Here is a 22,252-nt window from a genome sequence, read left to right as displayed (position 1 = left end):
ATGGTTGTTAAAAAGGGACAGGAAGATCAGTTGAGTTATTTTGTTTTTGAAACTCGTAGTGAAATGGGTGAGTTTGCAGCGCGTGATGTGTCTGATCGAATTGTACGGCTTCAACAGAACCAGGACGAGATTATTATGGTTTTTGCGGCGGCCCCTTCTCAGAATGAGTTTTTACAGTATTTAATAACGGATGAGAGAATACATTGGAACCAAATCATCGCGTTTCATATGGACGAATACCTGGGGCTCAGTCACGATGCGCCACAGTTATTCCAGAACTTCTTAAAAGAAAGATTGTTTACAAGGGTTCCGTTTAAAGAGGTCCATTTGATAGACAGCGCGAATGAAAATGAGACTGAGCGTTATACAAAGCTTTTACTGGAACGCCCGATTGATATTGTTTGTCTTGGGATTGGGGAAAACGGGCATATTGCGTTCAATGACCCACCGGTCGCTGATTTCGATGATCCACAGGTAATTAAAAAGGTAGAGCTTGATGCAATGTGCCGTCAACAGCAAGTCAATGATGGTTGCTTCGCTTCATTGGATGTGGTTCCCCAATATGCACTGACTCTAACAATTCCAACACTTTTATCGGCCAAATTTATGTACTGCATGGTGCCAGGAAAAACGAAGGCGCAGGCCGTCAAGGAAACATTGAATGGCCCAATCAGCACGGAATGTCCCGCATCCATCTTACGAACACATGAAAATGCCCTCCTCTATGTTGACAAAGATTCGTATTGGGAAGATTGACGGCTTTGGGACAAGGAATGTCCCTTTGCCCACACTATTCTTCTTTTGTTCGTTTTTCCATCTCCTCGTGGGTCATTCCATAAGGTGCTCCGCCTGGTGTATAACCGGCTATGAATGAAAATGTTTCGTCATAATCCTTAAATTCGTTCAGTCCAAGTGCGTTTCTTCTTTTTTCTCTTCGTAGTTCCTTTTTTCTTTTTCCTTCCTCAATTAAATCCTCAATACGTTTCCTGTCTTGACTACTTATTGGAACTCCGATCCTTTTTAGCTCCTTCATGGAGTTTATTAGGTTGAGTCCAAATGTCTTCGAATAGCCTTTAATAATGTCATCGCCCTCATAGTGGGCGACCCACTCTTTCCCTTTTTCAAGTCGTACTTCCTTAGCTAATCCCCAAAATTGCTTTTTATGACTCTTTTTACCCTTCTTCTTCCCCTGTCCCATAGTAGCTCTCCACCTGATATTATTATATTGATATAGTAATTAACAATCACTTTTGCCAGTACCTGTTACATTGTCTATAATAATTTATATCATATTTGGGACGCGGGGACAGGTCCTTTGTCCTTGGAAAAAGATGGTGGGACGCGGGACCTGTCCCTCTGTCCCATAGGGGGTTGTTGGATGAGTGCGGATGTTGTTGTGGTGGGTAGTTTGAATGTGGATATGGTGGTGAATGTGAAGGAGAGACCTGAGTGGGGCGAGACGGTGCTCGGTCATGGCTTTTTTACTGGAAATGGTGGGAAAGGTGGCAACCAAGCGTATGCTGCAGCGAAGCTTGGGGCATCAGTTTCGATGCTCGGCTGTGTCGGAGACGATCTTTTCGGTGAGCAACTTTTAAATGGATTGAATGAGGTCGGTGCGGACACTTCGTATATTGAAAAAGTCAGCGGCGTTTCGTCCGGCGTTGCGGTGATAAGTGTAAATGCCGAGGGGGATAATAGTATCGTTGTTTCACCGGGCGCCAACGACTATGTGACACCGGAATATGTGAAGAAACACGAACAGGTCATTCGTAAGGCAAAGCTTGTGATGATACAGCTGGAGATTCCTTTGGAAACGGTCATTGATGTAGCCAATATCGCTCATACACATAATGTCCCGGTTATACTCGACCCTGCGCCTGCACGAAAGCTGCCAGATGAGTTATTAAAAAAAGTGACCTACATTGTTCCGAATGAGAGTGAGTTAGGAGTTGTAGCGAACACGAAAATTACGGATGTGGAATCCGCAAAAAAGGCTAGCAGTTGGCTTTTGAATAAAGGTGTGGGGACTGTTTTTGCTAAGCTTGGTGGAAAAGGTGTTGTTGTATCGAGGGAAGAAGAAACGTTTGCTGTTGAGCCGCACGCTGTGATAGCGATTGATACAACAGCAGCGGGTGATGCATTTGCAGGGGCACTTGCCACAGCGCTCGCAAGCGGAAAAAACCTGCAAAAGGCAACCGAATTTGCAAATGCGGTCGGCGCCCTAACCGTCACCAAAAAAGGCGCCCAAACCTCAATGCCAACACTAGAAGAAACAGAAAAATTATTGGGCACAGGTGACCTGCACCAGTAGTGGGTCAAGGGCCTCGTCCCAAGAAAAAAAATGGTGGGACACGGGACCTGCCAAGGAGGTAAAAATGAAAAGGGTTATTTTTGATGTAGATACAGGAATTGATGATGCGATGGCGATTGCGTATGCGGTGAACTCGCCTGAGCTTGATATTATGGGGTTAACGACATGCTACGGAAATGTGGCAGTTGATGAGGCGACCCGAAACACGTTGGCTGTTTTAGAGAAGCTTGGAAAAAAGATACCGGTATTTGCGGGTGCGGACAAGCCCCTAAATCGTCAACCGCGTGAAGGCTATGCAAAACATGTGCACGGGGAAGATGGATTAGGTAATGTACTGGATTTTGAACCTCAAACATCAGCGGAATCAGAGTCTGCGGTCGATTTTATCATTGAACAGGTAAAAAAGCTTCCTCAGGAGGTAACGATTATTGCTGTGGGGCCGTTAACAAACCTGGCCCTAGCGGTTCAAAAGGCGCCGGAGATTGTCGAACTTGTAAATGACGTGGTGATTATGGGTGGAGCAGTTTTTGTACCTGGAAACGTGAATCCACACGCGGAAGCGAATATTATTACTGATCCCGAGGCTGCAAAACTCGTGTTCTCATCTGGATTACCGATTACCTTAGTCGGCTTAGATGTGACGATGCAGACCTTGTTGCCAAGAGAAAATGTGGATGCGTGGCGGAAATCTGGATCCGAAGTCGGGGATTTTTTTGCTGATATGGTTAGCTTTTATCATGATTTTTATGAATCCGCTAATCCCGGAATTGGCGGCTGTGGTCTCCATGATCCACTGGCAGTCGGTGTGGCGATTGACCCGAGTTTAGTGAAAACAAAGTACATAGGAGTTGGCGTCATTACTGAAGGTGAAGAGGAAGGTAAAACGGTGCCGGTTGCAGAAGGAAAAGAAAAAATCAATGTCTGCACCGAGGTTGATGCAGCAAGGTTCTTGAATCACTTTCTAAATAGAATGCCTGCTGTCCACTAAAAAAATATCAAGCCCATGCTATTAAAACTAGTAGCATGGGCCCTGTTGTTGTAATATTGTAATAATAAACGGGAAATGGGTTTGGGACACGGGGACAGGTCCCTTGTCCCAGGAAAAAAATGGTGGGATGCGGGACCTGTCCCTCTGACCCAGGGAAAGCAAAAGACCCTGGTCCCATGTATAAAGGTGGCATGGATTGTGATGGAACAGCAGGTTGTAGCGTATTTGAAGGGGAAAGAGTCTGAGATGGTGGAGGTTCTGAAGGGGTTAGTCGAGATAGAATCTCCATCTCATGATAAAGAAGCGGTGGATCAAGTAGGTGTGCAGGTTCAGCAGCTTTATAAAAAGTATGTGGGTGGCTCAATCCAGAAGTTTGATAATGAGCATTTAGGGGACCATTTCCGCTGTAAATTAGGTGAGGGAGATGAGCAAATTCTGATTTTGGCTCATATGGATACGGTTTGGCCAAAGGGCACACTTGAAGAACTCCCATTCCGGATTGACGGAGACAAGCTTTATGGGCCGGGTTCATTTGATATGAAGGGTGGCATTGTGCAAGGATTGTTTGCAGTAAATGCCCTTAAAACATTGAATGTTCCTTTGAAAAGAAAGGTTGTCATGATGTTTACGTCAGATGAGGAAATCGGAAGTGAGTCATCGCGTGACTTAATCGAAGCAGAAGCGAAAAAGAGCAAATATGTACTTGTTCTAGAATCTGCAGCAGCATCAACCCAAGGCAAACTCAAAACGTCTCGCAAGGGCGTCGGCATGTTTACAATTAAAGTGCAGGGGCGCGCAGCACACTCAGGGATAGAGCCTGAAAAAGGAATTAGTGCAATTGAGGAGCTAGCACGCCAAACTATTTATTTACATGACTTAACGGACTTTGAAAAAGGAACAACGCTCAATGTTGGGCTTGTAAAAGGTGGAAGTGCTTCAAACGTAGTCGCTGCAGAAGCAGAAGCAGAATTGGACTTGCGTGTGAAAAATAACACGGAATTTGAACGCGTCATTCCATTAATTCAAAACTTAACGCCAACCAAAGAAGGTTTAACGGTCGAGGTAACGGGTGGAATCAACCGTCCAGTTATGGAAAAAACGCCAGAAATCAATAAAATGTTCGAAACAGCAAAAGATATAGCGAAAGAATATCTTGGCTTTGAACTAGAAGATCAAGCAAGTGGCGGCGGTAGCGACGGCAGTTTTGCAGCACAATTTGCTCCAACCCTAGATGGTCTAGGGCCAGTCGGGGACGGTGCACATGCCTCAAACGAGCACCTCCTTATCTCGCAAATGCCAGTAAGGAGTGCACTGGTCGCCCTACTCATTGCAAAACTAGCAAACGAATAAGCGGGGCAGAAGCCCACGTGGGACACGGGGACAGGTCCCGTGTCCCAGAGAAAATTGATCGGACATAGGTCCGCTTATCCCAAGAGAAATTGTGGGACACAGGGACAGGTCCACTGTCCCAGGAAAAAATTGGTGGGACGAGGGACCTGTCCCTCCGTCCCAAATGTGAGGTTATGGATATGTTTTTTAATAGGGAAGAGTTTCAGAGTAAGAATGAGAATCGTGGAAGGTTGTTGGTGAGTTGTCCTGACCAGCCTGGAATTGTGATGGCTATCTCTCAATTTTTATATTCGTTTGATGCGAATATTATTGAATCGAGTCAGTATTCAACTCACCATGAAGAGGGTACATTTTACCTTCGAATCGAGTTTGACTGCCCATCTTTAACAGGGAAAAAGCCTGAGATGGAGTCTGCATTTTTAGAGATTGCTGACAAATTTTCAATGGAGTGGAAGCTGATTGACGTTCAAAATGTGAAAAGAACAGCTATCTTTGTATCAAAGCAGCTTCACTGTTTGCATGAACTTTTATGGGAGTGGCAAAGCGGCGACTTGATGACAGACATTGCTCTTGTCGTGAGTAATCATGAGGATGCGAGACCTGTTGTTGAAAATCTTGGCATTCCGTTCATTTACATACCGGCGAACAAGGACATCCGCAAACAAGTGGAAGAGCAGCAACTGCAAATTTTAAAAGAGTATGATATTGATTTAATCGTGTTGGCTCGTTACATGCAGGTCTTAACACCTGACTTTGTGGCGGAATATCCGAACCAAATTATTAACATCCATCACTCATTCTTGCCAGCGTTTGTCGGGGCTAGACCGTATGAGCGCGCCTATACACGCGGGGTAAAATTAATCGGTGCAACCTCTCATTATGTAACAAACGACTTGGATGAAGGACCGATTATTGAACAGGATATTGCTCGTGTTGACCACCGTGACGATGTAGCAAGACTGAAAAAAATCGGACAAAGTGTAGAACGAAGCGTGCTCGCACGTGGGGTAAAATGGCATCTGGAAGACCGAATTATTGTGGATAATAATAAGACAATCGTGTTTTAACTATAAAAAAAGTGTTTTTATTGAGAAGTGCTCGATCACGATCGCTTCTCTTTTTTTGATAGCCTTACAAAATTTCACTTTTTGACTATGGCAGAAATGGAATTCAAATTATCTGTAATAGATTAGAGCAAACCAAAAATAATACTAGTAAACAACACAATATTTTAATAAAATAATAAATACATTAAAATGCTTGTGCATTAGAAGGGGGCAAATATATGAGTGAGTTAAATGTTAATACGAATCCTGGCTTTTTTACGAGAATCAATGCTGCGATGACAAAGCTAAGAGATTCAGAAAAAAAAATTGTCGATTTTATTGAGAAAAACCAAGATGAAATTATTCATTTGTCAATAACTGAGGTGGCAGAAAGAAGTGAAACAAGTGAGTCTTCTGTTGTACGCTTATGTAAGCGCCTTGGTTATAAGGGTTTCCAAGATTTAAAAATTCACTTGGCAAGGGAATTGATCTCTCCAGAAAAGCAAATACATGAAGTGATTGAAAAAGGAGACAATGTTGAAAAAATTAAAAAGAAGGTTTTTCAATCAAACATCCAGGCGCTTTATGATTCAATGGAGGTTTGTAGTGATGAAGAGATTCAAAGAGCAGTGAATGCAATCTCGAAGGCTCGGTTGATAGAATTCTATGGTAACGGTGGTTCAGGAACTGTGGCATTGGATGCCCATCATAAACTATTAAAATTAGGGATTAAATCTTTCGCTTATAGTGATTCTGTTTTACAGGCAATGTCTGCAAGTGTTCTTACGGAAAATGATGTTGTTATTGGTATATCTCATACTGGTTCAAATACAGATGTTTTAGCAGCGATGAAACTAGCGAGAGAAGCCGGTGCAACTCTCATTTGTATTACGAATGCATCTAAATCACCAATCACAAATATCTCAGATATTGTTTTACAAACGGCTTCTAAGGAAACGCTGTTTCGAACAGACGCTATATCTTCAAGGATTGCACAATTAACGATTATCGATATCCTAGTAGCGGCAGTTGCAAACCAAAAATATGAACTCACCTATAACAATCTTCAAAAAACGCGAAGATCGACTATTGATAAAAAGCTATAAAAGCCTAAAAAACCCAATTGTGAAAATAATGTTCATTTTTTTTAAAAATAACTTGAAGGAAATTACCACCATGTGATATCATTGAGTCACAAGTTAAGTATTCTGAAAATTCAACGGTGCTTAATTTCTTTTTTTATTCAAATAAGTAAGCGTTATCAAAACAAAAGGGGTTTAAGGGGGAAAAGAAATGAAGAAGATACTCACACTATTTTTAACGGCATTATTATCAGTAGCTTTGGTAGCATGTGGTAGCTCTGCAAGTGGTGGAGAGGAAAATGGATCAGAAAAGAAGGTAACTTTTACACTAGCTACTCCGGATCCAGATGAGGCATCTGTAACTCTAGCTGCAAAAGAATTTGCGAAGGTAGTTTCAGAGAAAAGTAATGGTTCAATTGAAATTAAGGTTCATGCCAATGGAACATTATATGGTGGGGATCCTTCTGCTGCAGTTAAGCAACTAGGAGCTGGAAGCTTGGATATGCTCGTGCTCTCAACTTCTCTTTATGCGAACTTTGAACCTAAATTTAGCGCTATCAGTATTCCGTATTTATTTGATGATAAAGACCAATTTGTATCTTTCTTAAATGGGGATCTTGGTACTGAACTAATAGGTTCCGTATCTGAGTTAGGCATTCACGGATTAGGATATTGGACACGTGACTTCAGACAAATCACAAACTCTAAAAATCCAATTACAAAACCAGAAGATTTAAAAGGGCTTAAGCTACGTGTACCTAACAATCCATTATGGGTTGAGTTTTTCAAAGGGGCAGGTACAGTAACAACTCCAATGGATTTTAGTGAAGTATATAACGCGTTACAATTAAAAACAATCGATGGACAGGAAAATCCACTTGGTGTTATCACATCAGCGAAAATGTATGAAGTACAAGAATACTTAACAATTTCTAACCACATGGCTGATGGCTGGGTAGTAGGAATTAACCAAGAAAAGTTTGATTCTTTAACAGATGAGCAACAAAAGATCTTAACTGAAGCTTCAAAGGAAATTCAAGGTTGGGCATTAGATTATGATAATAAAGAAGCTGAAACAGCAATTGAGTTCCTTGAAGGTGAAGGAGTTAAGATTAATGAGCTAACAAGTGAACAGCAACAGCTATTCGTTGAAATTTCAAAGAAAGCGTATCCAATATTTAAAGAACTTGTAAAAGACGATGAATTCTTTGCAAAAGTACTAGAGTTTGTAGGGAAAAGTGAGTAAATTTAGGTGAGTTTGCGGTCCCTAAATTGATAAGGGACCGTATTTAACATCAAGTGAGGGAGAGAGCTATGGTAAAGGATGGGAGTAAAAAAATTAATCCTGTATTTCGAGCCATCAATAGCATAACTGATACATTGGCCTCCTTGACGGCCGCGGGCATATTTGTAGTAGTAATCTGGCAAGTCGTTGGTAGATTAATAGGGCAACCAGCACCGTGGACTGAGGAATTAACAAGATTTATGTTTATATGGTTGATTTATCTGGGAATTGGAATCGGGTTTCGTAAAGTCGAATCTGCAAGGGTTACATTACTAATAAACTATTTGCCTAAATTTTTGCAAAAGGGATCAGTATGGATTTATAGTATTGCTTCAATTGGATTCTTTTTATTTATGGTTGTTTTAGGAATCGAATTAATGTCACAGCAAATTAACACCAATGAAACTAGTTCTGTATTGTTATTACCGATGTGGATTATCGGACTTTGTGTTCCATTTTCAGGTTTGATTGGAATTATCAATACCATCCAATCACTCATATATGACCGTGCGCTTATTGAAGAAGAGGAGGTGGAGAATTAATGTCAATTTTTTTACTTGTGTTATTCTTCATCTTAATGTTTATCGGTATACCTATCGCTACCTCACTTGGTATTTCAGTAGTTGCGAGTGTGCTTATTTTTACAGATGTTCCAATTAGTATCGTTATTCAATCAATGTATAGCTCGATGAATAGCTTTATCATGGTTGCCGTTCCACTCTTTATCCTGGCAGGAATTATCATGGATGAAGGTGGAGTTGCAGAAAAAATCTTTGATTTTGCAAAGAGTCTAGTTGGTTGGATGACTGGTGGACTTGGGCACGTGAATGTTCTAGCAAGTTTAATTTTTGCTGGTATGGCTGGTTCTTCTGTCGCGGATATTGCTAGTACTGGTCGTATTACAATAAATGCGATGACCAAAAACAAATATCCTTTAGAATACGCAGCAGCATTAACGTTAATAACGTCTATGCTAGCAACAATCGTTCCACCAAGTATATTAATGGTAGTTGCCGCATCAACAGCAGGTGTTTCAATAGGAGCAGCCTTGGTTGGAGGACTAGTACCAGGTTTAATTATTGCTTTTATTTTTATGGGGTACAACCATTATTATAGTAAAAAGCATAATTTTGGGGTCCATCAAAAATTTGAATGGAAGGTACTTGGAAGAGAATTCATACGTGCTTTTCCGGCATTGTTAGCGCCAGTAATATTACTTGCTGGTATCTTAAGTGGAATATTCACACCGACAGAGGCAGCTGCTATTGCGGTGTTATATACATTATTTGTAGCGTTATTTGTTTATAAAGGATTATCATTTAAAAAACTACCGAATATCTTTTTTAGAACAGCAAACCTAACAGGTACTATTCTTTTTATCGCAGTAACTGCTAAGGCAGCAAGTTGGGTGTTTGAATATGATGGTCTTCCTACAAAGGTAGCAACCTTCATTAGTGGTATAAGTGATAGTAAGATTGTAATAATGTTGTTGTTATTTGTATTTCTAATTATTGTTGGTATGTTTATGGATGCAACAGCCGCAATATTTATCCTTGTTCCAATTTTAATGCCAACGATCCATTCAGTAGGTATCGATCCTGTATTTTTTGTGATTTATTTAGTTGTACTTCTTTCAGTTGGTTTAGTTACACCACCGATTGGAGTATGTCTATACGCTACCTCTAATATTACAGGGATGAAGATAGAAACCTTAAGTAAAGCAACCTTACCATGGTTAGTTGTAACTTTTGCTGCATTACTGTTGTTTATTTTTGTACCTCAGTTAATTACAGTGCCGATTAGTTGGTTTGATTTATAATAACTAGTTTGAAATTAAGGAGAAAATATTCTCCTTAATTTTTATAAAAAGTATGAAGGAAATCTCCACCAAATGTTGTATACTATATACTAAGACGAAATGGGAGTGTGGTTTGAGATGAAAGCAGCAGTTTTTCATGGACCAAACAAATTACAATTAGAGGAAGTACAAAAGCCACAAATTAACGAGCATGAAATTCTTTTAAAGGTTAATGCAAGTGCGGTTTGTGGAACAGACGTAAGAATCTTTGAAGGAAAGAAAACAAAGGGAGTACGTACTCCTTCCATTATTGGTCATGAGCTTGTAGGAACAATTGAAGAAGTTGGATCCGCGGTGAAAGATTTCTTCACTGGTGACCGAGTTGGTGTAATGCCTGTTATCCCTTGTCGTAAATGCTACTATTGCCAAAATGGCAGAGAAAATGTATGTGCAAACCGTACTGCTATCGGGTATGAGTACGACGGAGGTTTCGCTGAATATGTACGAATCCCAAGTGCTGCAGTAGAAGCTGGAAACATCGTTAAGATTCCTGATCATATTTCATTTGAGCAAGCGGTAGTAACTGAACCTTTAGCGTGCTGTATCAATGGCCAACGAAAAGCCAATGTGAAAATGGGTGATGTTGTCGTTGTTGTTGGAGGAGGCCCAATTGGACTAATGCATGTGCAATTAGCAAAAATTGCAGGTGCGAAATCAGTTATACTAAGCGAACCAATTGAACACCGTCGTGAAAAAGCTATTAAAGCCGGTGCAGATTTTGCAGTAAATCCAAATGAAGAATCTCTAGAGGACCTTGTATTAAATCTAACAGACGGCCTTGGTGCGGATGTTGTTCTCATGGCAATTGGAGTACCTTTCTTAGTAAAATCCTGCGCAAACCTTCTGAAAAAAGGCGGAACTTTGAATTTGTTTGCTGGATTTACAAAAGGAGTTTTATCTGAAATTGATCCTAACATCATTCACTATAATGAAATTACAGTCAATGGAACCTCTGCATTAACACGTGCAGATTATCATAAATCCTTAGCATTGATTGCCACAGGTAAAATTAATACGGAAGTACTAACGACAACTGGTTATACATTAGATACCATCGAACAGGCTATTTTAGATGTTAGAAATGGCAATGGAATGAAATCGGTTATTACGTTATAAGATTCGCAATCTCCAAGTTTGGATAGTTTAAATGAAGAAAGTAGTTAAGGATCTTGAAAAGTGTGTGTGTGATTCCCTTTAAGGTAACTATAAAATAACAAATATTAAAAAACTAAGGAGTGTTTTATTATGGCATTATTAGGTAAAGAAGTTCGGATGAGTAGATTATTAAATCAAGAGACTGGAAAACTATTAGCTGTTGCAGTTGATCAAGCGATGGCAAGAGGTATTTTCGATGAATTAATGCCAATCAATCGTAAGGTTAGTGAAATTGTTGCAGGTGGCCCAGATGCAATGACAATGCATAAAGGGATTGCGGATATGAGCTATCGTCCACACGTTGGAAAAACAGGTCTTATCTTAAAACTCTCTACTTTTTCACCATGGCAGCCAAATTATGATGCTTGGGTTACAGAAGTGGATGAAGCTGTTCGTTTAGGAGCAGATGCTGTTTCAATGGGTTGTATTGTTGGAGGAGATGATCAACCTGAACAACTTCGTAACCTAGGAATCGTTTCAGGTCAGGCTGCTGCCCTTGGAGTTCCAATGATTGCGCATATCTATCCAAGAGGAAACCAAATACCTGATCACGAAAAGAATGATTGGAAGCATGTTGCATATGCGGTGCGTGCAGGTGCTGAATTAGGTGTTGATATTGTAAAAACAAAGTATACAGGTAATCCTGATACATTCAGAAAAGTAGTTGAATCAACACCTGGTAAAGTTGTAGTTGCGGGTGGAGACAATGGAAATAACATTGAAGACTATTTCCAAATGGTATACGATGTAATTGATGCTGGAGGTACGGGTATTACATTCGGTCGAATCGTTTGGAATAACCCAAATCCGACAGCAGTTGTAAAAGCGTTTAAAAACATTATCCATCATGGTGGAACTGTAAATGAAACAGTAGAATTGTATAATGAGTTAATTAATCAACCAGCAAACGTATAATACAAATAGGTGTGATAGATTATGTCTCACGTTATTGGGATTGATATCGGAACAAGTGGTATTAAAGTAGGCGCAATGAATCAAGAAGGAGTATTGGGGTACCTTGAGTACCAACCATACTCCCTTCTTTATCCTAAAAAGACTTGGATAGAAATTGACCTTGAAGATATTTGGGATAAAACCAAATCATTGCTATTAAAAGTATGTAATGAAGTAGAGAAAGGTGGAAGCGTTGATGCAATCTCGCTATCTACCTTTTGCAATTCATCAGTGTTTTTAAATAAAGATGGCAAGCCTCTATATCAGGGAATTATATACCTAGACCAGAGGAGTAAAGAGGAATCTGATTGGATTAAAAATGTAGTCGGTGTGGACAACTTGGACATAATCACGAAAAATCGACTAGAGCCAGGGATGTATACGGTGACAACCTACCTTTGGTTTAAAAATCACTTTCCTAAGGACTATGAAAAAACGTATAAATGGGGAAATTTATCCACTTTTATTTTGCACAAGCTAACAGGGGAATTTGTGATGGACTGGACTCAAAGTTCGTATTCAGGAATTTACGATGTCGTGAACTATGAGTGGTCAAAGGAGATTTATGAAAAAGTAGGGGTCGATGAGAAGAAACTGCCTAAAGTAGTGGATCCAAGATCTGTAGTTGGAAATGTTAAAATACCTGAATTGTCTTCGAAAAATATACCTGTTATATCGGGCGCTGCAGATACTGCGTGCTCAACTGTTGCTTTAAGCATTAAACCCAATGAAATGTTTGAATCTGTTGGTACATCAAATGTCCTAACGGTATGTACAGATCTACCTGATAAATTGGATAAGCGATTCCTAAATCGGTGTCATGTCAACAAACACCAATGGCTTTCTCACGGAGCTATGTCTTTTCCTGGGGCATCGATTCAGTGGTTCTATGACAATTTCCTAAAAACAGAAGGGCATACAAAAGAAATATATGGAGAATTGTATAATCAATCCTCTATAGGTTCAAATGGCGTATATTTCCTGCCGTATATGCAGGGTGAAAGATCGCCAATATGGGATCCGAATGCAAGGGGTGTTTTTGTAGGAATCCATTTGAATACATCCAAAGCAGATATGTTCCGTGCTATTTTAGAAGGCTGTGCCTTTGGGTTAAAGCAGATTTATGAAATTATAGAAACAAATTATAACCTCCAGTTTGATCGATTTCAATCAATCGGTGGTGGTTCAAAGAACAAGGAATGGGCACAAATTAAAGCAAACGTCTTAAATAAGAACATTGAGATTAAGGATATATCTGAAACTGGTGTGTTAGGAGCCTGTTTACTTGCAGGAACAGCTATTGGTTATTTTCCATCCTTAGAAGAAGCAGCACAAGTAATTGATAACAAAACGATCAATGTTGTAGAACCGAAGACAAGTGAGGTTGCCCAATACAAACATTTATATGAAGTGTTTTGTGAATTATATCCGTCATTAAAGCAATTCTTTGTGAGTAGTGTGGCACAGAGGTTGGAGAGGGGTGAATAGATGAAAAAGACTGTTTATATTACGAGGAAGATGCCAAAGGAGATTTATGAAAAACTTGCGATGCATTTTGACGTAAAAATGTGGCATGAGGAGACAATACCTGTACCGCGTGAGGTTTTGTTAAAGGAAGTTGAAAATGTAGATGGTCTCTATTGTCTATTAACAGACACAATTGATAAAGAGGTTTTTGATCATGCTCCCAATTTAAAAGTTGTTAGCAATTTAGCTGTTGGCTACAACAATATTGATGTGAAGGAAGCAACAAGTCGTGGAATTATTGTTACAAATACTCCTGGTGTACTAACAGAAACAACGGCCGATTTAACATTTGCTCTGTTAATGGCGACGGCAAGACGGGTTATTGAGGCATCAGATTTCTTGCGTAGAGGTGAGTGGGGGGCTTGGTCACCTATGGAACTGACGGGCCAAGATATTTATGGGGCTACAATTGGAATTATAGGAATGGGTCGGATAGGAGAGGCTCTAGTTAAGAGGGCGAAGGGCTTCAATATGGAAGTCATTTATTATAATCGTTCACGTAAACTAGAAACAGAAAAAAACTTAGGAATTAAATACGTAGATTTAGACACCCTATTAAAAAAATCTGATTTTGTATGTCTTCTACTTCCTTATAGTCCGGAGGTTCATCATTTAATTGGAGAAGAGGAGCTTTCTCTCATGAAGAAAGAAGCAATTTTAATCAATAGTGCTAGAGGCGGTATTGTTGATGAGACTGCTTTATATCATGCCCTTAAGAACAATCAAATATGGGCTGCGGGATTAGATGTATTTGAAGAGGAACCTGTGCCTCTTGATCATCCTTTACTTACTTTACCTAATGTAGTAACTCTACCACATATTGGTAGCGCGAGTGTGAAAACGAGAACAAATATGGCGCATTTGGTAGCAGATAATATAATTAATGTACTTCAAGGTAGAGAACCCCTATCAAAAATTTAAAAGGACGACTGAAATGATTGACAAACACCACTGTCACATTTAGTAGTTATTGTACAAAATTGACAAATTTTAGTTGCTAGGGGATGCCACGATTTATTAAAGGAAATTTTTCGAGCAGTAAGATCAAAGACTCAATACGCCACTTCCTGTGGCAATGTCTTTATGCCCCACTTCCTGTGGGCCTAAAAATCGGGCGCAAATAGGCCAAGGTGTGTTTGATTAGGAAGGGCATCACGTGTGTGGTGCCCTTTTTAACGTTTTTATATAGATTTTTGTCGAAAATTGTGATTCGACACTAGGTAAGAGTGTAAATTTAGGTTATATTATATATAGAATATTTTTTGCATGGAGGACTAACAGTGGCTTACCAATTGAATCAATGTTTTAAAATGTTTACGTTAAATTCGAATCCTAAACTGGCAGAGGAAATGGCGTCGTTATTAGGGTGCGAATTAGGAAAGTGTTCAGTTACACGTTTTAGCGATGGAGAAATCCAAATAAATATAGAAGAAAGTGTTCGAGGTAGCGAGGTCTATTTAGTACAGTCAACTTCACAGCCTGCAAATGAACATATTATGGAATTACTAATTATGATTGATGCGTTAAAACGAGCTTCCGCAAAAAACATCAATCTTGTCATCCCGTACTATGGCTATGCGAGACAGGACCGTAAAGCGCGCTCACGCGAACCTATCACTGCTAAGCTTGTTGCAAATTTACTGGAAAAAGCGGGAGCAACTAGGGTTGTAACCATGGACCTGCACGCACCACAAATCCAAGGATTTTTCGATATTCCTGTTGATCAATTACTTGGCGTACCTCTTCTAGCGAAATATTTCGCTGAAAAAGGGCTCGAAGATGTTGTCATCGTTGCGCCTGACCAAGGTGGAGTTGTTCGAGCAAGAAAATTAGCGAGCCAACTAAATGTACCAATTGCATTTATCGACAAGCGTCGTCCGAAGCCAAATGTAGCACAGATTATGAACATCGTTGGTAACATTGAAGGTAAAAATGCTATCATCATTGACGACCTGATTGATACAGCTGGAACCATAACCCTAGCTGCGAAAGCATTAAAGGAAATGGGAGCAAAAGGTGTATACGCATGTTGTACGCACCCAGTCCTATCCGGTCCAGCGATTGAAAGAATTGAATCTTCACCAATACAAGAACTGGTAATCACAAACACAATTCAATTACCTGAAGAAAAACAAATCGACAAAATCACTACAATCTCAGTGGCACCATTACTAGTGAATGCAATTGACCGCATCCACAACGAAAGAGCTGTTAGTCCTTTATTCGAATAAAAGTACACAAACCAGGGCTGTTCCACATTTTGGAACGGCCCTTTTTGGGACAAAGGGACAGGTCCCTCGTCCCACCATAACTCTCAAAGTAAAGCTGTCCCTGAAACTAACTAATTTTAGACTGTATCGGTATTATTCTTTGCTTTGTCAGATCCGAACGAGGGGGTATTGCAGTGGTTAAAACGTTTTTGGTAGAAAAAGATATTAATGAGGGTAAGATATTAATAAAGGAACTAGATAATGCTAATTTTGATGTGCATGCTGCATTCTGGCTCTATGAATCTGATGGAGAATATTGGAGGTTTGTTATTGCATCTGATGTAGTAGAAACAGAAGGAGCTCGTAAAGCCTACGAGCACATTAATAAGATTATAAATGAAAACAAGGATACAATAAGTATAAATTTAATAGATATCTCCGCTTGGAGTCCAATCCATCCTTTAATAAGTTCTTTACGTACTGTGATTCAAACATCACCAACACAAATTGCTGATATTAGATTTTCTAGTAAAACAATAAACAACATTTATATAGACGATGCTTACATATATCGAATGCATTAATATATAGCGAAAGGATACACTCTTATGACATTTTTAGAAAAAATTAAGCCACACCTGCTTTCAGATGATATCTTGGTACAAAAAACAGTCTTACATGCGCTACATGAATATCCAAACGTTCCAGAAGACTGGACAGTTGAGTTACTGAGGGAAGCATTTAGAAATGAAGCGAAGCAGATTGACATATTAATGTATCTCGATAAACAAAAAATCAATGAAGAAGCGCTAACAATTCTAATTGATAATATTTCAACTATGAACCAGAGCGACCGTCATCTGGCGTTGGGGTTACTAAATAATATTGATGCTCCACTTGCTTTAAAGTATAAAAAACAACTTGAAAAATATATCCCGAAACAAGTTTGGGAAATTTATGAGGTTATCGAACATGGAGAGGAAGAAGACGTTTATTCCATGTACGGCGAGGTATTACATAAGATTGATCGATCCCTTTCCCCTGAATATGACTATTACCCAATCGCGAAAAAGCTATCTGAGTGTATTGTAAAAAACGGTTGGATAACTGAGAATGAAATTGATATTGTTCTCGCAGAGGAAGCCAACGAAGAGTGGTTTTCTGAAAATGGGATCATGAATGTCTATATGGCCGGACTACTAAAAATAGAAAAATACATCCCTCTATTTGCAAGTTTCTTAACAAGGGATGATGACGCCTTATTGGAGGAAGTTAATGCAGCGTTAGTCCAATTTGGCTCAGATCAAGTAGTAAAAGCGGTTGCTCCTTATGTAAGAAAGCCAGAGTCTGTTATATATGCAGCCTCCATTTTAGGAAATATCAAAACCGATCTAGCGCTTCAGGAATTAAAAAAGGCCTATCGTGAAACCGACGAATTGGATGTACAAGAGCCCATCATTGAAGCGCTAAGCTTCCATTTTTCAAAAGAGGCACTTCCAGAAATGAACGCCCATATGGAGTACAAATATGATTTTTCATTAGTGGAAATTGAGCACGTCGCCTACAGCTTTTACACGATTCTTGGCGAAAAGCACCCTGACTTACTCGAGTGGAAGAAAAATGAAATGGCAAAAGAGGGTCCAGCGATTCAATTAGCTCCAGTTCAAAACGAAAATAAAGTAGGCAGAAACGATCCATGCCCATGCGGTAGCGGAAAAAAATATAAAAAATGCTGTGGAAAATAAACTAAGACGGCTGAATCCTGTTTGGGGATTCACCGTTTTTTTTGTGGACAATGATCCCAGTGAGTCCGGTGGGTCGAAGGGACAGGTCCCGGCAAAGTCGGGAGAATGTTCTGGTTTCTTAGCGAATAAAGTAGTAAAAAAGTAGGGGGGATTTATGGATGTCACGTCAACGGTTTGGTGGAGTTTGTGCGATTGTGTCTGCGTTGGTTCTTGTTCTTGTGATGGTTTTAACACAGGCAGTTGCAATGAAAAACGTTGAGGGAAAAGATGTATATGAGCAAACGGTACAATCGCTTGCGGCCTATCCTGTTCTAAACTGGGCATTATTATTACTCGGGGCATTCGCTATCATTTTATTATTCTGGACGGTCGAAGCGATTGACATGCGCCTCCGCGAAGGCTATCCGGAAATGAGTTCAAATGTCACAAGGTTCGCATACTTCCATTTGTTTTCCTACACATTTTACATGCTCCTGCCCGCCGCGGCCCTCCATGATCTCGCAAACGAAGACAAAAACATTCAAGAAGCCCTCGCGACTATCCATCCAATGATCGAACTTGGCCTCGTCATATCCGTATTATCCAATATCTGTTTAAGCATATGGCTCATTCAAGTAGGAATCCTCATTCTAAAAACGAGGTTGTTTTCGAAGGCATAGGGTGTGTTCACAATCATGATTAGTCTAATCGTCCTCTTTGGAGGTGCATACGAAGCGTTATATGGAAGAGGATTGGCACTTGGTATCGTCCTAAGTATTCTCACTTTCGTTGGTGCCTTTGTTATCTGGAAAATCTGGATGGGAATTGAATTGTTGAGGAGATAATTGACTGGAATATCTGTAAATGCAGTTAAGGCAACATGAAAATAAAAAAGGAAAGCCATAAAGTTGGCTTTCCTTCGGGGTCAGAGGAACAGGTCCCTTGACCCAGTGGAAATGGTGGGACAAGGGACCTGTCCCTGTGTCCCAATGTCCTGCCTACGATGCTTTTTGGCCTTCTAGGACTTGGACTGTTTGTTTGGCCGGTTTTTTCATGAAGATTAGGTTCATGAAAATGGCTGTTAGGCTTCCGATGACAATTCCGTTGCTTGTTAGGATTTGGACGCCTTCAGGTAGATTTGCAAATAGGGTAGGGACGGTTGTAATACCAAGGCCCATACCGATTGAACATGCCATGATTAATAGGTTTTCTTGTGATGAAAAATCAACTTTGCTTAGCATTTTGATTCCAGCTGAGATTACCATACCAAACATCGCAAGCATTGCACCGCCGAGAACTGGTGTTGGGATGACGGTTGTAAATGCACTGACTTTTGGAATGAATCCAAGGATGATTAAAAATGCGCCAGCTGCGTAGATCACGGTGTTCTTTTTTACGCCTGAAAGTTGAATAAGTCCAACGTTCTGTGAGTATGTTGTATATGGAAATGCGTTGAAAATCCCACCTAAAATAGTCGCGATTCCTTCTGCACGATAGCCGTTCGACAATTCTTTTTCCGTTAACTTTTTACCAGTGATATCACCAAGTGCGAAGTACACGCCTGATGCTTCAACAAGTCCCACGAGTAATACGAGAATCATCGTGATGATTGCGGATGGTTCGAATGTTGGCATACCAAAGTAAAACGGTTCTGGCATGTGCAACCAATTGGCATCTGTTACGGCCGAAAAATCTACTCGACCTAAGAAATAAGATACGATAGTACCAATAATTAATCCAAGTAAAATGGCGATTTGACGCATAAACCCTTTTGCAAAACGATACAACACTAAGATAAAAATGAGCGTTCCAAATGATAGTGCAAGGTTTTGAAGCGAACCGAAATCCGCACTGCCTTGCCCGCCTGCCATGTCATTCATTGCAACAGGAATAAGCGTGATACCAATGATGGTAACAACTGATCCTGTTACAACTGGAGGGAAATACTTTATCAACTTACCAAATATCGTTGAAACCAGGACGAGGAAAACTCCGCCAACTAAAATTGAACCGTAAATAGCGGATATACCGTATTCTCCTCCGATTGCAATCATTGGTCCGACCGCTGTGAAGGTACAGCCGAGCATAACAGGTAGCCCGATTCCAAAGTATTTATTTTTCCATACTTGTAACAGGGTTGCAATTCCACACATTAAAAGGTCGATTGCAACGAGGTACGTTAGCTGCTCACTAGTTAACCCGATGGCGCCTCCGACAATAAGTGGCACAACCACGGCACCTGCATACATCGCAAGTACATGCTGAATTCCGAGAGATGCTGTTTTAAATAAGTTCCCCTTCATTAGCGACCAACCTCCATTTTCTCTAAAAATGTAACTGTTCCACCCTGAAGTGATTGGATTCGAGCAAGTGATTCAACTTTGAATCCTTTGTCGCGAAGCAATTTTCCACCATCTTGGAAGGATTTTTCGATCACAATTCCAATTCCAGACGTTTTAGCGCCAGCTTTTTCAACGATCTCAGTGAGACCTAGAGCAGCTTGCCCGTTTGCTAAAAAGTCGTCGATGATGAGCACATTGTCAGTTGGTTCAAGGAATTTCTGAGAAACGGAAATTTCATTGGTTTCATTTTTCGTAAAAGAATGAACGGACGCTGTGAGTAGGTCGTTTACGAGAGTAAGAGATTTTCTTTTTCGAGCAAAAATCACAGGTACCCCAAGTTCAAGAGCGGCCATCATTCCAGGTGCAATCCCAGAAGACTCGATTGTTAAAACCTTGGTGATTTGGTCATGTTGGAATCGTTGCGCAAATTCTTTCCCGATTTCCACCATTAACACGGGATCTATTTGATGATTTAAAAAGGCGTCGACCTTCAGGACGTGGTCAGAAAGGACTCTACCTTCGTTGATAATTTTCTGCTGTAAAAGTTCCAAGCAAGTTTCCTCCTTTAAAATAAAAAAGCCTGAACATCATTGCACTCCTCAAATATGAGTGAGTCAATGACCTTCAGGCTTTCAACGAAGGAAAGTGGAATAAGCATAAATGCATTCCCATTGCTCACTCATAGTCAGCGTATTTACGGTGCGCTGGTAGAAACTTACGGGCCATATCCCCGTGATTATATGAGTGAATGCCGATATTCAAAATGGTATGTACCTATTCTATTACGGCATGCGAAATTTGTAAATGGTGGGAGTTGGAAAAAGAGGGGACCATGGGTACGGTTCTCCTGGTCCATAAAACCAAGAGAACCGTACCTGTGGTTCACCGAAAAAAAGTGGGACAGTGTACCTGTCCCACTGTCCCAAATCAATTATCGTAATTCTCCACAAAATCCTTCAACACATGTACTGACTGAACGCAGTCGTTTAAAGAAGTCCACTCAGCTGGGTTGTGGCTAACGCCGTCTTTGCTCTGAGCGAAAATCATCGCTACCGGCAATACGTGTCCAACAATCATCGCGTCGTGGCCGGCACCGCTTGGTAAATAGACCGGTTCGATTCCTTGAGCAACAACGGACTTTTCAAGCTTTTTCTGCATGTCTTCGCTGATTGGAACCGGTGCTTCACGGAAAGTTTCTTCATATTGAAGTTCAATTCCATGTGCCTGAGAAATTGTTTGTGCTTTTTCAATCACCATTTCAATAAGTTGGTCTCGTGTTTCCTTTTTGATATCACGAATGTCCACTGTTAGGCGAACTTCACCTGGTATGACATTTGCGCCGTTTGGAAGAACGTCGACTTTACCAACGGTTGCAACCGCTGATGAACTTACCTGGCTAGGAAGAGATTGGACCTCATGAATGAACTGGCTCGCTGCAACCAATGCATCCTTTCGGTCATTCATTGGCGTGTTACCCGCATGCCCAGCAAGTCCCGAAAATGTCATTCGTAACCAACATGGCCCAGCGATCCCAGTCACAATTCCAACTGGCACACCAGCCTTCTCTAATCTTTTTCCTTGCTCGATATGTAACTCTACGAACGCCTCAAGTTTGGACAGATCTCTTTTGGAATTAAAATATCCGTCTACCGGAAGTCCAATATTCTCTAAAACGGTTGTAAAAGAGTCGCCATTGAAGTCGGTCTTCTTAATGTATTCTTCCCTTGTTACTTCCCCAATCATGGCTGCACTTCCGCTAAAACCTCCGTTAAAACGGGCGCCTTCTTCATCTGTAAAAATAACCACTTCAAATGGGCGTTCCGGCACAAATCCCGTTTGTTTCCATGCACTAGCAACCTCGAGCGCCGCAAGCACACCAAGTGGACCATCGAAATGTCCACCGTTCGGAACACTATCAACATGGGAACCAGACATAATTGCTGGTAGATTTGGGTTTTTGCCATCGATTCGGCCGAAAACATTTCCAGCTCCGTCTTCAGTTACAACGAGACCTGCTTCCTCCATCCATTGTTTCACCAAATCTTTTGCTGCCTTTTCCTCAGGGGAGAATCCAGTTCGGTGTGAACCGTTGTCTCCGGTTAACCCAATTTCTGAAAGAGCAGACAGGCGAGACGCCAAACGCTCTCCATTTACGCCGTTTTTATCTAATGATAGATCATAAGTTGAAACTAACTTGTCAAATAAGTTCAAGGTAGGGTAGCTCCTTTTTAATTTTTTTTATAATTCTACCACATCTTGTAACTGTTATCGCGCAAAAATATTATTTTTGAAGGGAGAACAAAATAGGAACAAACGTTCTATTTTTACTAGTAATCTATTATCTGAAATGTTAAAATAGAGTTGCAGTTACATAAAGCGGGTGGGCGGTTAGCCACTTCCTGGTTGAAGGGAGGTGGTAA

At 40.5% G+C, this 22,252-nt stretch carries 22 protein-coding genes and 1 riboswitch; of the genes, 18 read left to right on the top strand and 4 right to left on the bottom strand.

What is annotated here, in order from left to right; all coding sequences use genetic code 11:
- Complete coding sequence (locus CKJ95_RS16255) at positions 1–756, top strand: glucosamine-6-phosphate deaminase (protein WP_099354507.1); 756 nt, start codon at positions 1–3, stop codon at positions 754–756.
- 34 nt (positions 757–790) lie between these two features.
- Here CKJ95_RS16255 and CKJ95_RS16250 read toward each other — a convergent pair whose 3' ends face one another.
- On the bottom strand, positions 791–1,198 hold the full coding sequence (locus CKJ95_RS16250; RefSeq protein ID WP_099354506.1) for a hypothetical protein: 408 nt from the start codon (positions 1,196–1,198) through the stop codon (positions 791–793).
- A gap of 180 nt (positions 1,199–1,378) precedes the next feature.
- On the opposite strand from CKJ95_RS16250, the gene rbsK reads away from it, so the two are divergent.
- The 17 genes from rbsK (at position 1,379) to CKJ95_RS23470 (ending at position 18,335) form a co-directional block, all read left to right on the top strand.
- Positions 1,379–2,311, top strand: coding sequence for a ribokinase (gene rbsK, locus CKJ95_RS16245; protein ID WP_099354505.1), 933 nt, complete (start codon positions 1,379–1,381; stop codon positions 2,309–2,311).
- 64 nt (positions 2,312–2,375) lie between these two features.
- Positions 2,376–3,299: a nucleoside hydrolase gene (locus CKJ95_RS16240; RefSeq protein WP_099354504.1), complete on the top strand. Its 924-nt coding sequence runs from the start codon at positions 2,376–2,378 to the stop codon at positions 3,297–3,299.
- A 201-nt stretch (positions 3,300–3,500) separates the two neighbouring features.
- On the top strand, positions 3,501–4,649 hold the full coding sequence (locus CKJ95_RS16235) for a M20 family metallopeptidase (RefSeq protein ID WP_099354654.1): 1,149 nt from the start codon (positions 3,501–3,503) through the stop codon (positions 4,647–4,649).
- Between the two features lie 179 nt (positions 4,650–4,828).
- The gene (gene purU / locus CKJ95_RS16230) at positions 4,829–5,716 is read left to right on the top strand and encodes a formyltetrahydrofolate deformylase (protein ID WP_099354503.1); all 888 of its coding nucleotides are present in this window, start codon (positions 4,829–4,831) and stop codon (positions 5,714–5,716) included.
- A 218-nt stretch (positions 5,717–5,934) separates the two neighbouring features.
- Positions 5,935–6,801, top strand: a complete 867-nt coding sequence (locus CKJ95_RS16225; RefSeq protein WP_099354502.1) for a MurR/RpiR family transcriptional regulator — start codon at positions 5,935–5,937, stop codon at positions 6,799–6,801.
- 187 nt (positions 6,802–6,988) lie between these two features.
- A complete protein-coding gene (locus tag CKJ95_RS16220; RefSeq protein WP_099354501.1) occupies positions 6,989–8,023 on the top strand; it encodes a DctP family TRAP transporter solute-binding subunit in 1,035 nt (344 codons plus the stop codon).
- A 68-nt stretch (positions 8,024–8,091) separates the two neighbouring features.
- Positions 8,092–8,604, top strand: coding sequence for a TRAP transporter small permease (locus CKJ95_RS16215; RefSeq protein ID WP_099354500.1), 513 nt, complete (start codon positions 8,092–8,094; stop codon positions 8,602–8,604).
- Entirely contained in the window at positions 8,604–9,881 is a 1,278-nt protein-coding gene (locus tag CKJ95_RS16210) for a TRAP transporter large permease (protein WP_099354499.1), read from the top strand. The genes CKJ95_RS16215 and CKJ95_RS16210 overlap by 1 nt, the downstream gene beginning before the upstream one ends.
- A gap of 117 nt (positions 9,882–9,998) precedes the next feature.
- The gene (locus tag CKJ95_RS16205) at positions 9,999–11,036 is read left to right on the top strand and encodes a zinc-dependent dehydrogenase (protein ID WP_099354498.1); all 1,038 of its coding nucleotides are present in this window, start codon (positions 9,999–10,001) and stop codon (positions 11,034–11,036) included.
- Positions 11,037–11,165: 129 nt separating this feature from the next.
- Positions 11,166–11,990, top strand: coding sequence for a class I fructose-bisphosphate aldolase (locus CKJ95_RS16200; protein WP_099354497.1), 825 nt, complete (start codon positions 11,166–11,168; stop codon positions 11,988–11,990).
- A gap of 21 nt (positions 11,991–12,011) precedes the next feature.
- On the top strand, positions 12,012–13,517 hold the full coding sequence (locus CKJ95_RS16195; RefSeq protein ID WP_099354496.1) for a xylulokinase: 1,506 nt from the start codon (positions 12,012–12,014) through the stop codon (positions 13,515–13,517).
- On the top strand, positions 13,518–14,477 hold the full coding sequence (locus CKJ95_RS16190; RefSeq protein WP_099354495.1) for a 2-hydroxyacid dehydrogenase: 960 nt from the start codon (positions 13,518–13,520) through the stop codon (positions 14,475–14,477).
- A 359-nt stretch (positions 14,478–14,836) separates the two neighbouring features.
- Positions 14,837–15,787: a ribose-phosphate diphosphokinase gene (locus CKJ95_RS16185; RefSeq protein ID WP_373604859.1), complete on the top strand. Its 951-nt coding sequence runs from the start codon at positions 14,837–14,839 to the stop codon at positions 15,785–15,787.
- Positions 15,788–15,960: 173 nt separating this feature from the next.
- Positions 15,961–16,350: a hypothetical protein gene (locus CKJ95_RS16180; protein WP_099354494.1), complete on the top strand. Its 390-nt coding sequence runs from the start codon at positions 15,961–15,963 to the stop codon at positions 16,348–16,350.
- 24 nt (positions 16,351–16,374) lie between these two features.
- Entirely contained in the window at positions 16,375–17,511 is a 1,137-nt protein-coding gene (locus CKJ95_RS16175; RefSeq protein WP_099354493.1) for an SEC-C metal-binding domain-containing protein, read from the top strand.
- 158 nt (positions 17,512–17,669) lie between these two features.
- Positions 17,670–18,170 (top strand): hypothetical protein, encoded by a 501-nt coding sequence (locus tag CKJ95_RS16170; protein ID WP_099354492.1) that lies wholly within the window; start codon positions 17,670–17,672, stop codon positions 18,168–18,170.
- A gap of 15 nt (positions 18,171–18,185) precedes the next feature.
- Complete coding sequence (locus tag CKJ95_RS23470) at positions 18,186–18,335, top strand: hypothetical protein (RefSeq protein ID WP_180271548.1); 150 nt, start codon at positions 18,186–18,188, stop codon at positions 18,333–18,335.
- Between the two features lie 153 nt (positions 18,336–18,488).
- Here CKJ95_RS23470 and CKJ95_RS16165 read toward each other — a convergent pair whose 3' ends face one another.
- From CKJ95_RS16165 to CKJ95_RS16155, 3 genes are all read right to left on the bottom strand, one after another.
- On the bottom strand, positions 18,489–19,793 hold the full coding sequence (locus CKJ95_RS16165) for a nucleobase:cation symporter-2 family protein (protein WP_099354491.1): 1,305 nt from the start codon (positions 19,791–19,793) through the stop codon (positions 18,489–18,491).
- Positions 19,793–20,383 carry a xanthine phosphoribosyltransferase gene (locus tag CKJ95_RS16160; protein ID WP_099354490.1) on the bottom strand — a complete coding sequence of 197 codons (591 nt, stop codon included), beginning with the start codon at positions 20,381–20,383 and terminating at the stop codon, positions 19,793–19,795. Before CKJ95_RS16160 ends, CKJ95_RS16165 begins: the two co-directional genes overlap by 1 nt.
- 111 nt (positions 20,384–20,494) lie before the next feature.
- Positions 20,495–20,596, bottom strand: a riboswitch (purine riboswitch).
- A 163-nt stretch (positions 20,597–20,759) separates the two neighbouring features.
- Entirely contained in the window at positions 20,760–22,043 is a 1,284-nt protein-coding gene (locus CKJ95_RS16155; protein WP_099354489.1) for a M20 family metallo-hydrolase, read from the bottom strand.
- Between the last annotated feature and the right edge of the window lie 209 nt (positions 22,044–22,252).

It is taken from the genome of Fredinandcohnia onubensis, from assembly GCF_002734285.1.
In the GTDB taxonomy this organism is placed as follows: Bacteria; Bacillota; Bacilli; order Bacillales; family Bacillaceae_L; genus Ferdinandcohnia; species Ferdinandcohnia onubensis_A.
Note: the sequence above shows the minus strand (reverse complement) of the source record. Positions and strands in the feature narration are given on the sequence as shown.